Origin of the sequence: Nocardioides gilvus (genome assembly GCF_003194605.1) — a bacterium.
In the GTDB taxonomy this organism is placed as follows: domain Bacteria; phylum Actinomycetota; class Actinomycetes; order Propionibacteriales; family Nocardioidaceae; genus Nocardioides; species Nocardioides gilvus.
Genome location: NZ_QHKY01000006.1, coordinates 214983 through 226975 on the forward strand (window position 1 = coordinate 214983; position 11993 = coordinate 226975).

Below are 11993 nucleotides of genomic sequence, written 5' to 3' on the forward strand. Positions count from 1 at the left end.
ACGGATCTCCGACCACTTGATTTTCGCATGGTGGGAATGAACTGCGAAGAAGCACCGCCATATGGAGGCAGGGCTTGCTGACGCTGTCGTTCTTGGTAATCTATATCCACAATATGGAAGGAATTATCCACATTATGAAAATCCAGACTGCCACTCTGCTGGGTTCCAGCGAGAACAGGACGTCGACCTCGGTCCGCGTGGGCACCGCCCAGTTCTTCTCCGGCACTGACGTGGCCGCCAACGCGGAGCTCGTCGCCGACTACCTCAGGGTGGCCGCGGAGGCAGGTGTGCAGTTGGTGGTCTTCCCCGAGAACAGCAACCGGGTACGTGACTACGCCGATCGCGACGACGCCTGGGAGAAGTGCGAGCGGATCGACGGCCCCTTCGTGACCAGGGTCCGCGAGGCCTGCCGTGAGCACGGCGTCCATGCCGTCGTCGGCGTCGACCTCAGCGAGGACCCCAAGCCGGTCGTACGCATCGCCTCGGTCCTCATCGGTCCTGACGGCACGATCATCCACGTGCACCACAAGACCGTCTTCTGGGACTACGAGTACACCCTCTTCACCGCCGGCACGAAGCAGCTCGAGGTCGTCGACACCGAGCTCGGTCGGATCGGTCTGCTGATGTGTGCCGACGGCATCGTCCCGGACGTGCCGCGTGTGCTCGGTCTGCTCGGCGCCCAGATCTTCTGCAACTCCCTCAACTCCCGTGGCCCCGACGAGGTCCGTGTGCACGTCCCGCTGCGCACGCTGGAGAACCACGTCTGGCACATCTCCTCCAACACCGTGGGCGGATTCGCCGACGGGTGGCCCTGGATGGGTGGCTCCCAGATCGTGGCCCCGCGCGGCGAGGTCCTCGCGGGTGCGGGTGAGGAGCACGAAGGCATGGTCTGGGCCGACATCGAGGTCGCCCACGCGGACGACAAGAACGTCCCCGGCTTCACCGACGTCTTCGGCTGGCGCCGCCCCGACCTGTACGGCGACCTGATGACACCGCACGCCGACCTTCCGGTCGCCTCCATGCTGGGTCCAGTCGGTGACGACGTGCCCTCCAAGCCCCTGACCGTGGCGACCCTGCAGGTGTCGTGGTTCCACAACACCGCGTGGACCATCACCCGGGCCGAGGGGCAGATCGCCCACGCGGCCGTGCAGGGCGCCCGGTTGGGTGTCTTCCCCGAGCTCTTCTGCTTCCGCCCCGGTGAGGTCGCGGCCGACCCCGCCAAGGCTGCCGAGGTCTCGGAAGAGGCGTTGGGCCGGGTCAGGGCTGCTGCCGCCGAGCACGGTCTCTGGGTGGTGGTGAACCTCGTCGAGAAGTCGGACCTGGGGTACCACTCCACCGCCCACCTGATCGACGACGCGGGTCAGGTCGTCCACTCCTACCGCAAGACCCACCTCGACACCGAGGAGCAGGGCTGGGCAGTGGCGGGCGACGAGATCGGCGTGGCCGAGACCGCGATCGGTCGCATCGCAATGATGATCGGCAACGAGGTCTGGCTCCCCGAGGTCAGCCGTCTGCTGACGCTGCGTGGCGCGGAGCTGATCGCCCACCCCGCCAACTGGGACCGTGCCGAGGCGGCCGACTGCGCTGCCACTGAGCGGACCGAGGAGAACCGGGTGCATCTGGTCTCCGTCAACCGGCTCGACAGCCCCGCTGCGATCGGCAGTCAGATCGTCCGTTCGGACCCGTTCATCCCCGGGCAGCCCGTCGCGTTGATGCGCTACCCGTCGGCCCAGTGGACCCGCCACGGGTTCGAGGAACAGTTGATCCAGACCCTCGACCTGCGCGAGTCGCACAACAAGATGATGGGCTTCCACCTCGACCCTGTCGGGACGCGGCAGCCGAACCTCTACGGACCTCTCGTCCGCTCCCAGGGAGAAATCTGAATGACTGACCTGCTCACCCAGCTCAAGCTGCGGGACAACCCGCCCCTGGCCGACATGCACACCGTGGCCATCTCCGGCATGGGACCGGTCGGCATGGTGGCGGCGCTGCGTCTGGCGCGCCTGGGCCATGACGTCATCCTCTTCGAGGCGGGAGCAGGGCTCTCCGACGAGGCTCGGGCCTCGACCTTCCATCCCTCGTCGCTGGAGATGCTCGACGAGCTGGGGGTCTGTGACGACCTCCACGCTGTCGGCCTCAAGGCCCCGAAGTACCAGTATCGCGACGGCTTCGGCAAGGTCCTGAGCGAGATGGACATGTCGTTGCTCGCGGGGGAGACGAAGTACCCCTACCGCTTGCAGAGTGAGCAGAACAACCTCACGGCGATCATCCTCCGGGTCCTGGAGACGATGCCGAACGTGACGCTCAGGTTCTCCTCCCCGGTCGCCCGGGTGGAGCTCGCGGACCGTCACGTCCGGATCCACCTCGAGGGAGGGGACCGGGACAGACCGGTCCTCGCCCGGTGGATGATCGGTGCCGACGGGGCCGCCTCGCCCACCCGCAAGTCGCTCGGCATCGCCTTCGAGGGGGCGACCTACGACGACCGGTTCCTGGTCATCTCGACGACGCACGAGTTCCGCGACGACTTCCCGGACCTGGCCTACGTCTCCTACATCTCCGATCCCGAGGAGTGGAGCGTGTTGCTGCGCACGCCGAACCACTGGCGCGCGCTCTTCCCGGTCCGCGACGGTGAGTCCGACGCGGAGGCCATGAGCCCTGAGGCGATGGAGCGCCGACTCCAGCGCGTCGCGGCCCAGCCCGAGCCGTACGAGGTCGTGCACCGCAACGTGTACGCGGTCAACATGCGCGCCGCCGCCACCTTCGCGGTCGGTCAGGTGCTGCTCGCGGGGGACTCGGCCCACGTCAACAACCCGCTCGGCGGGATGGGCATGAACTCGGGCATCCACGATGCCTGGGCCGCCACCGAGGTCATCCATGCCTCGCTCGTCGACGGGGTTGACCCGGGTCACGCGGGGCGCCTCTACAGCGAGCTGCGTCGCGACGTCGCCCTCAACCACGTCCAGGCCCGCGCCCAGTCCAACTACGACTCCATGCGCGAGGACGACGACTCGGCTCGCGCGGCCCGGGCCAACGAGCTCTCGGAGATGGACAAGGACGAGTTCGACAAGCGCGAGCACCAGCGTGGAGCAGCCATGCTCACGTCGCTGCGGATCACGCTGGGTCGCCTCAAGCGCGAGCTGTACGCGGGCCGGGCGCACACCCCGTCCGCCGGCGAGCGCCTCTCCGCGTTGCTGAGTCAGGGCCCGGTCACGGCTGCGGGCGCCTACGACGGCATCAGTGCCGCGCTCGTCGAGCGCTCGGGCTTCAAGGCCGCGTACGTCTCGGGCGCGGCAGTCTCCGCTGCGGCACTGGGGCAGCCTGACCTCGGTTACATCGGGCTTGCCGAGATGGCCGAGCAGGTGCGTCGGATCGCCGCGGTGACCGACCTCCCGCTCATCGTCGACGGCGACACCGGCTACGGGGGAGTGCTCCAGACCGGTGAGGCCGTACGTCGTCTCGAGGGGGCCGGTGCTGCTGCGGTCCAGTTCGAGGACCAGCTCGCGCCGAAACGCTGCGGTCACCTGGCTGGCAAGGCCTTGGTCGAGACCGAGGAGATGGTCGCGAAGATCAAGATCGCCGTCGCCGAGCGCAACTCGATCCTGGTCATCGCCCGGACCGACGCGCTGGGCGTGGACGGCTTCGACGCCGTCCTCGAGCGGGCCGCTGCCTACGGCGCGGCTGGCGCCGATCTGGTCTTCGCGGAAGGTGTGACCAGCCGTGAGCAGCTCACCGCCCTGCGCAATGCCGTGGGTCAGGGCGCTGCGCGTCGACCACTCATGGTCAACCTCTCCGAGGCCGGTGACCACTCCGACCTCCCGGCGTTGCCGATCGCGTACGAAGCCGGTGTCGGCCTGCTGATCCAGCCGGTCTCCGCCGTCCTGGCCGCCGCTGAGGCGATCGCGGCCGTCTACCACCGCCTGCGCACCACCGGCGAGTCCGGCAAGGGCACCGAGGACTGGGCCGCGTTCACCGACGTGATGGGCCAGAACGACCAGTTGGCGCGCGCATCCGCGCTCGCCGCCACCGACACGAACCGCTGAGGAGTCCCGAGATGATCACCTTGAACAAGGGCAAGAAGTTCGCCTTGGTCCTGCCGTCGACCAACACCTCGGTCGAGCGCGAGTTCCACCACCTCCGACCGCAGGACTGCTCCTGGCACACCGCCCGGATCATGATCAAGGCTCCGGCGCTGGACTCGGCCAATGCCTTCGCCGCCTTCCGCGAAGGACTCAACGAGGCGCTGCCGTCCGCCCTGGAGATCGTGATGACCGCCAAGCCCGACTACATCGTGATGGGCATGAGCGCCGAGACCTTCTGGGGCGGCGTGCAGGGCAACGCTGCGTTCGAGCAGAACGTGCGCGAGCAGACCGGGCTCGAGGTGACCACCGGCGCCACCGCTGCCGGGGAGGCCCTCAAGGCCTTCGGCGCCAAGCGGATCGGCATCGTCACCCCCTACCAGCCGGTGGGCGACGAGCAGGTCGTCGACTACTTCACCGAGCTCGGCTTCGACGTGGCGGCCATCACCGGCCTCTGCTCCGAGTCCGCCACCTCGATCGCGGACGAGTCCCCGGAGAAGCTGCGCGACGCGTTCCTCTCGGTCGACGGACCCGACGTGGACGCGCTGATCCAGTGCGGGACCAACCTGGAGTGCATCGCCGTGGCCGCCGAGCTCGAGAAGGAGTTGGGCAAGCCGGTCATCGCGATCAACCTGGCAACGATGTGGCACGCCTTCCGGGTCAACGGCATCGAGGACAAGATCGCGGGCTACGGCTCGCTCCTCGAGAAGCACTGAGGGCTGCCTTGAACGACATGTCTGGTCGTCCCCTGCGCGGCGCGACGCTCGCGGAGGACTACGCGAGCGCAGGGTTCGGCGGTCGCCTCGAGCCCGGTGTGTCGCCGGCGCTGGTGATCGTGGATCCCGCCGTCGCCTACGTCGAGCCGAGCTCGCCGCTCTACGCCGGCGTCGAGGAGTCGGTCGCCGCGATGCTCGAGCTGCGCGAGGCCGCCGCAGCTGCCGGTATCCCGGTCTACCTGACCCGGGTGCTCTACGAGGACGACGCAGGTCTGCTGGGCGGTCTCTTCTTCCAGAAGGTCCCGGCCCTGAGGTGCTTCGTCGAAGGCAACCCGTTGGGCGACTGGATCGACGGGTTCGCACCGCGCCCGGGCGAGACCGTGGTGACCAAGCACTACCCGAGCGCCTTCGCGGGCACGTCGTTCGCGGCGTCGTTGACGGCACGACGCGTCGACACGTTGCTGATCGCCGGGCTCTCCACGAGCGGGTGCATCCGGGCGACCGCTCTGGACGCACTCCAGCACGGATTCGTGCCGGTCGTCGTCCGTGAGGCGGTGGGCGACCGCCACCGCGAGCCCCACGAGTCGAACCTGCGCGACATCGCCGCGAAGTGCGGGGAGGTGCGTTCGCTCGACGAGATCCGCACGTACCTGGGGTCCCTGTCGTCCGATGAGTAGGCTCGGTCCGAGACTTCCCAGCAGAAGGGGTCGGGAGACCTGGTGTCCGTAGCGCAGACGATCGCGGCCGACTTCGCTGCGCTCGCTGCTCCCGACCATGCCGACTCGTCAGCCTGGGTGCTGCGCGGTGAGCACCACAGCTTCTCCGGCGTCCCCAGCAAGGGCGACGACGAGGTGCTGGTCTTCTACGTGCACCCCACGACAGGTAATGGTCCGGGGTGGTTCGCGGACCCGCAGGAGCACGAGACCCTGGCTGCCGTCGACCAGGTGACGGGGGAGCACCTCGAGGCCTTCCCTGGTCGGGTCTGGGCACCTCGGTATCGCCAGACGACGACGCGCGCCTACTTCGAGCGCGGCCGCGGAGGCGAGCAGGCCTACCAGCTGGCGTACAGCGACGTGGCTGCGGCCTTCGCCCAGTTCCTGGCCGACGACGCTGTCCATGCGCTCGAGCATCCCGGCGAGCCCCGCCCCATCGTGCTGGCCGGGCACAGTCAGGGCGCGCGCCACGTCATGCAGCTGCTGGAGGACTTCTTCGACCACGACGGGTTGGCGTCTCGACTCGTCGCTTCCTACCCGATCGGCATCGGGGTCGCCGAGGACGCGTCCGTCCTGGCCCGATTCCCGGCGGCCAGCGACCCGGACAGCAGCGGGGTGGTCGTCTGTTTCCGGGCCACGCTCGAGTGGGGTGCCGAGCCCGAGACCCCAGGGGTCTGCCTCAACCCCCTCACCTGTTCGACCCAGGTGCGCGACGCTCCGGCCTCGTGGCACCTCCCGGTCGAGACGGGCACCAGCGGCCCACTGGCGGGGATCCGCGTCGCAGCGCGGGTCCGGGGCGACTTCGTGCTCGTCGACCCCATCCGCCCCGGTGCACTCGACAAGGTCGCCCTGCCCGGTGGCGGTCTGCACCGGGTCGAGCTCCAGCTCTTCGCCCGCAACCTGCGCAACGATGTACGTCGAAGGGTGGCAGCCTGGCGCGCGCGCCATGACGATGAGTGCGCCCGACTCCGCGCCGCCGATCCAGGTGGGTCAGCACCCGATGCCCACGCCGAGGTGCCGTACTGGCCGGGAGTGCTGGGCGAACGGATCCAGATGACCGCAGGGCAGATCCATTACGTGGACCTGCCTGCCACGGGAGCGGACGCCGGGTCGGCGGCGGAGCTGCCGGTGGTCCTGCTCCACAAGCTGGGTGGGTGGGCCGCCGACTGGCGCGGCGTGGCCCAGAGCCTGTCCGGCGTACGACGGGTGGTCGTCGTCGACCTGCCCGGCCACGGCGGGTCCCGGATGGACGTGGAGGCCCCGTGGGTGATGTGGCCACAGGCGAGCGCACAACGGCTCTGGGCCCTGCTCGACGAGTTGGGCATCGAGCGCGCCCACCTGATGGGCAGCTCGCTGGGTGGGATCGTCTCTCTGCTGATGACGGTCTCCGCGCCCGAGCGCGTCGTCAGCCTCGGTCTCGTCGGTGTCTCCTTGACGCCGGCCCACACGGCGGCCCGGGTGTGGGCAACTGACCAGGCCGTACGTGCCAACTTCGGCCCCGGGTGGGTGCCGGTGCCGGGCGTCCATGCGCGGGCGGGCACCTCTGACCCGGTGGTCCTGGCGGAGCAGGACGCCTCGCGCGCCCGCGCCGGCCAATGGGTGCGTCCCTCAGAACGAGGAGTCGGCCTGAGCGGTGTGGCCCACCTGTTGGGTGAGGTGGACGTGCCGGTGCTGGTCGTCAACGGCGAGAACGCCGGCTACCGGGTCTACGAACAGAGCGCGCGGGATCTGCTCCGCGACGTCGAGATCGAGACCGTCGCGGGCGCGGGCTCGTTCCCGCACCAGGAGCGGCCCGAGGCGGTCGCGGCGCTGTGGGAGTCGTTCGTCCACCGCAGGTGACCCGGGCGATGCGGGGCACACAGCGGATCGGAGCGACACCACGAAGGCCGGACCCGATGGACGGGCCCGGCCTTCGTCGTCAGTTCACTGTGCCCAGTCGCAACTGAGCGGTCATGGTCAGGGCAGGAAGCGAGCCTTGGAGCAGTTGGAGCTGGCGGTCTTTCCGTTGAACCGGTCGATCATCCAGTTCTTCGAGTTGCCCATCCCGGTGATCAGGGGACCGAGGTGGGTGAGCATCAGGCCTCCACTGCTGACCAGCTGGATCGTCGGGTCGTAGTTGACGTTGACGCCCTCGGCGCACCAGTCGAGTGCGAGCTGCTTGGCCTGCCCGTGGTCGACGACGTCGTCCTTGGTGCCGGTGATGACCAGGACAGGGACCTTCGGCTTGAGCTTGCCGATGCGCTGCTCCTCGACCGCCGCCACGATCGCGGGGTAGTTCTTCACCTCGACGGAGGCCGACTTGCCCGAGTTGGTCCACGACGAGGTCTTCTTGAAACCGGCGCCGAGGATCGCGTCCACGACGCACTGGTCCTTCGACTTCTCGAGGTAGTCACGGCCGGACTGGTTCAGCAGTTGGCCGATGTAGGGAGCCAGGTCGGGGTGGTAGGGCGCGATGGCGTTGATGGTCCAGGGGATGACGCCCGTGAGCAGCGTGTTGTCGGCCGACTGCATGACCTCGTACAGGTCAGCGGGCGGGCCGCCCACGTACGCGCCCTTGAGGTTGAGCTCGGGGGCGTACGTCGGAGCGAGCTCCGCGGCGGCACCGGACGCGCCACCGCCCTGGGAGTAGCCGTACAGCCCGATCGGGGAGTCGGGGGTGACCGAGGTCTGCGGCAGCTGCAGCGCGGCCCGTGCGGCGTCGAGGACGGCGTGGGCCTGGTCCTCGCGGTTCATGTAGGAGTGCACGCGGTCGGTGGTGCCGAGACCGATGTAGTCGGTGATCACGACGGCGACGCCCTCGTTGAGGAAGTTGTAGATGGCCGGGATCTCGTAGCCCACCATGAACTTGCCGTTCTCGCTGACGATGAACGACTCCAGAGTCTTCGACGGCGCGCAGGCGTCCCCGACTCCCTGGGTCCCCACCGAGAACGAGACCAGCGGGCGGTCACCGGAGCCGGTCCACTTCTTGCTGGGCTCGATGTAGACGCCGGAGACCGCCGCGGCGTCGCCGCCGTCGTCGGTCGTCTTGTACATGATGCGGGTGGCCGAGCCGGGCAGCGTGCTGCTCCCCAGGTTCTTCGGTACCGGGATCGCGAGTTTCATCGGCTCGGTCTTCACCAATGCCCCGTTCGCCGCGGGGAGGTCGGCCGGCGGGGTGTAGAAGTCGTTCGCTGCCGTGGAGGTCGCCGGCGTCAGCAGGCCGAGTGCGAGTAGGCCACTGGCTGCGACTGCAGCAATGCGTGCGGGACGGTACATGGGTGGGGCTCCCTGGATCCGGATCGGAAGAGATCTAACTGAGACGCATGTCTCTGTTCGTCCCTACCGTGGCGTAACTTCCGGCCCCGTAGTTGTCTGATCACGACAACCTCTTGTCATATCGCGACTGCTTGGTGTCGTGCCTCACATGCCGCGGGGACTTGCCCCACCATGCCTGCGCACGCCTCGAGAAGGTCGCGGCCTCCGCGTACCCAATCTGATGGGCCACCTGGGAGATGGGCATGGTGGTGCTCGTCAGCAGGCGCTTCGCGGTGTGGCGCCGCAGGTCGTCCAGCACCGCGGCAAAGCTGGTGTCGGCCCCTTCCAGGAGCCGCTGCAGGGTCCGGGGATGCATGCTGAGGCTGCTGGCGACCGCCCCGATGGTCAGTGGCGCGCGGCCCATCGAGGCCGCGAGCGCAGTGCGTACGACCTCCACCACGTCGGCGTTGGGTGCGCGCCGGTGACGGTTGAGCATCTGGACCGCCAGTCGTTGCAGCTCGTCGTCGCGGCTGCGGATCGGGATCCGCGCCAGGTTGCCGGTGACCCGCAGCATCGCGTGCGTCCGGTTCTCACGCACCGGTACGCCGAAGTGGGTCTCGTACGCCGCCAGGTCCGGCGCCCGGTGGGGCAGGTCGACGGTGCGCAGACCGTACGGGCCGCCGACCAGCTCGACGGCGACGCGGTGGGCGTAGCCCAGCACGAGTCCGGTGCCCTGGACCGCCGGCGTGCGTCGGGGGCCGACGTCGTACCTGACCTCGACGACCTCGCGGCTGGTGGTCGCAGTGTCGTGCGCGGCGAGACGCAGGCCCTCGGCGTGCACGAAGAGATGGTTCGTGAGATTGGTCAGTGCCTCGGCCAGGGTCGAGGAGTGCTGGATGGCCAGGCCGAGGGGCCCGAGCAGACTCAGGTCCTGACGGCGGCCGACCCGCAGACCGAAGTCGGGGCAGTCCAGCTCGCGCGCCGCGATCTCCAGCGCCTGGCCCACGTCGGCGTCGGAGAGGACCAGGTCGGACGAGTGGAGCGCCTCCGCCGGCAGCCCGGCGCTGACGGCGATGGCCTCGGGGTCACCTCCGAGCTCGAGCACCGTGTCCCGGAAGCCGCGGATCGCGGCCGAACGCACCAGAGCCATGGGCGAAGGATCCGGTCTGTGCCGGCCCCCGGTCAAGCGGACCGGAGGCGATCTGAGACGGCTGTCTCACACACCGGGGGGTGGAGTCGGCGCGCAGCGATTCGCGCCTCCTCGGTATCGTCCGCACGCAGAAGCACGCGCCCTGCGCGGCCGGCCCCGACGAAGGAGCAACACGCCATGGGCGGAGACCACAGCCACGCATCGGCCCCGGAGACCCTCCGGATGCGCCGGATCGCCCTGGCTGTGGTGGTGCCCCTGGCCGTCCTCACCCTGCTGGCGATGACGTGGTAGTGGCCCGAACCGATCGAACGGGTCGAGGGTTCAGGTGGACTCCCGCCGACTCCCGGACAGATCCTCGCGATCAGTGCCGAGGAGTGTGAGACGGACCTCTCCGACGACGTCAACGGGTGTGGCACGGCGACGGTGCGCCTGGAGGTCGAGGGGGAGGAGTCGACCGAGGTCTCCGTGCAGCTGCCCAACGGGCCGGGTGCGCCTGCGGTGGACGAGGGTGACGACGTCTTGTTGCTGCACATGGAGACTCCGGACGGAGTGACCTGGTCGGTCATCGACCACCAGCGTGGCACCCAGCTGTGGATCCTGGCGGGCGTCTTCGTGCTGGCCGTCGTTGCCTTCGGTCGCTGGCGCGGCGTCACCTCACTCCTCGGGCTGGCCCTGACCTTCGCCGTCCTGCTGTTCTTCGTCGTCCCGGGCATCCTGGGCGGGGAGTCGCCGCTGCTCATTGCGCTGGTGGGGTCGTCCGCGATCGTGCTCAGCGTGCTCTACCTGACCCACGGCGTCTCGCTGGTGACGACGGTGGCAGTGCTCGGCACGCTCGCCAGCCTGGCCCTGACGGGAGTGCTGGCGTCCGTCACGGTCGAGGCGATGCATCTCACCGGAATCACCGACGACGTCTCCACCGTGGTCGGGATGGAGTTCGGGGTCAACATGCAAGGGCTGCTGCTGGCCGGCATCATGATCGGATCACTGGGCGTCCTGGACGACGTCACCGTGACCCAGTCGGCGACCGTCACCGAGATAGCGCGCGCCAACCCGGCGTACAGCCCTGCGCATCTGTACCGGGCAGGGAGTCGGGTGGGGCGCTCCCACATCGCCTCGGTGATCAACACGATCATCCTCGCCTACGCCGGTGCTACGCTGCCGTTGTTCGTGCTCATCGTCGCCAACAACGCGTCGTTGGGTGGAGTGGTCAGCGACCAGGTGATCGCCCAGGAGATCGTCCGCAGTGCAGTCGCCACAATCGGCCTGATCGCAGCCGTCCCGTTGACCACGGCGCTCGCCGCCATCGTCGCCCGTCACACCTCGCGTTGAGTCGGCCCAGTGCTTGATCGGTTCAGTCCGTGATCGGCTCCGAGATCCTCGCGACGGCGTCCAGGAGTTCATCGGCCCCCGCCGCGCCGCGGAGCGTCACCACACGGCCCAGTGAATCGACGGCGTGCACCGCCTCGGCCGCCGCAAGGACCTTGTCGTCGACGGGCGATTCGCGCGCATCGAGCAGCTCCGCCGCGCGTGACCAGACGAAGTGCGGCACGGCGCCGTCACCGGCGGGTGGACGGAGCCATGCCCCGGCCACCCGCAGCAGGAGCGGCCCGGCGGTGCTCTGGACCAGGTGACCGTCGGTGTTCCACCACAACCCCACGGTGTCGGTCTCGAGCGTCCGCAGGGCCTGGTCCTCCTCGAGCCCGGAGATCATGGGCAGCCCGGTCACGGGCGAGTGCGCGTCGAGGGACCAGGGGAGACGTACGCCGCTCGCGCGTCGCCACTGCTGCTGTGGCAACGGCACGGACCGGATCACCGTGGTCTGGGCGCCGGCCGGGCCGCGGAACTGGTGCCGCCACCCGCCGACGATCTCGATCGCGCCTGCGCCGGAGGCAGCGCTGCGCCACGGTGCCTCGTCCCAGGTCGCATCGAAGAGCTCCGCGATCCGGACGGCCTGTTGTCGAGCAGCGGCCAGCGCCGCGGGGCGTACGGGGCCGGCCGGTGTGACGACGCGGAAACCGCACCCGAGGAAGGCAGCCGCGTGGCGGCCCCACTCGTTGTCGGTGAGCACGGTCTCGACCCCGTCGACCCAGGCGCGGGGCACGGT

Annotated in this window: 9 protein-coding genes; 6 read left to right on the forward strand and 3 right to left on the reverse strand. The window is 69.2% G+C overall.

The window, feature by feature from the left end; genetic code table 11:
• The first annotated feature begins 134 nt into the window (after positions 1–134).
• Genes DNK52_RS15115 through DNK52_RS15135 form a run of 5 tightly spaced genes read left to right on the forward strand, consistent with a single transcriptional unit; the run spans position 135 to position 7344 of the window.
• Positions 135–1883 (forward strand): carbon-nitrogen hydrolase family protein, encoded by a 1749-nt coding sequence (locus DNK52_RS15115; protein ID WP_162598801.1) that lies wholly within the window; start codon positions 135–137, stop codon positions 1881–1883.
• Positions 1884–4040 carry an FAD-dependent monooxygenase gene (locus DNK52_RS15120; protein WP_110241864.1) on the forward strand — a complete coding sequence of 719 codons (2157 nt, stop codon included), beginning with the start codon at positions 1884–1886 and terminating at the stop codon, positions 4038–4040.
• Between the two features lie 11 nt (positions 4041–4051).
• Positions 4052–4792, forward strand: coding sequence for a maleate cis-trans isomerase family protein (locus DNK52_RS15125; protein ID WP_110241865.1), 741 nt, complete (start codon positions 4052–4054; stop codon positions 4790–4792).
• A gap of 17 nt (positions 4793–4809) precedes the next feature.
• Positions 4810–5469: an isochorismatase family protein gene (locus tag DNK52_RS15130; protein WP_110241866.1), complete on the forward strand. Its 660-nt coding sequence runs from the start codon at positions 4810–4812 to the stop codon at positions 5467–5469.
• 42 nt (positions 5470–5511) lie between these two features.
• The gene (locus DNK52_RS15135; protein WP_110241867.1) at positions 5512–7344 is read left to right on the forward strand and encodes an alpha/beta fold hydrolase; all 1833 of its coding nucleotides are present in this window, start codon (positions 5512–5514) and stop codon (positions 7342–7344) included.
• A 117-nt stretch (positions 7345–7461) separates the two neighbouring features.
• Here DNK52_RS15135 and DNK52_RS15140 read toward each other — a convergent pair whose 3' ends face one another.
• Together DNK52_RS15140 and DNK52_RS15145 are read right to left on the reverse strand one after the other, a co-directional pair.
• Positions 7462–8760 (reverse strand): lipase family protein, encoded by a 1299-nt coding sequence (locus DNK52_RS15140; RefSeq protein WP_110241868.1) that lies wholly within the window; start codon positions 8758–8760, stop codon positions 7462–7464.
• A 100-nt stretch (positions 8761–8860) separates the two neighbouring features.
• The gene (locus DNK52_RS15145; protein WP_110241869.1) at positions 8861–9889 is read right to left on the reverse strand and encodes an AraC family transcriptional regulator; all 1029 of its coding nucleotides are present in this window, start codon (positions 9887–9889) and stop codon (positions 8861–8863) included.
• Positions 9890–10312: 423 nt separating this feature from the next.
• Between DNK52_RS15145 and DNK52_RS15150 the strand changes: the two genes are divergently transcribed.
• Positions 10313–11218, forward strand: a complete 906-nt coding sequence (locus DNK52_RS15150) for a YibE/F family protein (protein ID WP_110241870.1) — start codon at positions 10313–10315, stop codon at positions 11216–11218.
• Positions 11219–11240: 22 nt separating this feature from the next.
• Here DNK52_RS15150 and DNK52_RS15155 read toward each other — a convergent pair whose 3' ends face one another.
• Positions 11241–11990 (reverse strand): hypothetical protein, encoded by a 750-nt coding sequence (locus DNK52_RS15155; RefSeq protein WP_110241871.1) that lies wholly within the window; start codon positions 11988–11990, stop codon positions 11241–11243.
• Between the last annotated feature and the right edge of the window lie 3 nt (positions 11991–11993).

What these genes read in the sequence shown, in the direction of transcription:
- DNK52_RS15115 (WP_162598801.1), top strand. Translation starts at nt 135, where the DNA reads ATGAAAATCCAGACTGCCACTCTGCTGGGTTCCAGCGAGAACAGGACG.
- DNK52_RS15120 (WP_110241864.1), top strand. Translation starts at nt 1,884, where the DNA reads ATGACTGACCTGCTCACCCAGCTCAAGCTGCGGGACAACCCGCCCCTG.
- DNK52_RS15125 (WP_110241865.1), top strand. Translation starts at nt 4,052, where the DNA reads ATGATCACCTTGAACAAGGGCAAGAAGTTCGCCTTGGTCCTGCCGTCG.
- DNK52_RS15130 (WP_110241866.1), top strand. Translation starts at nt 4,810, where the DNA reads ATGTCTGGTCGTCCCCTGCGCGGCGCGACGCTCGCGGAGGACTACGCG.
- DNK52_RS15140 (WP_110241868.1), bottom strand. Translation starts at nt 8,760, where the DNA reads ATGTACCGTCCCGCACGCATTGCTGCAGTCGCAGCCAGTGGCCTACTC.
- DNK52_RS15145 (WP_110241869.1), bottom strand. Translation starts at nt 9,889, where the DNA reads ATGGCTCTGGTGCGTTCGGCCGCGATCCGCGGCTTCCGGGACACGGTG.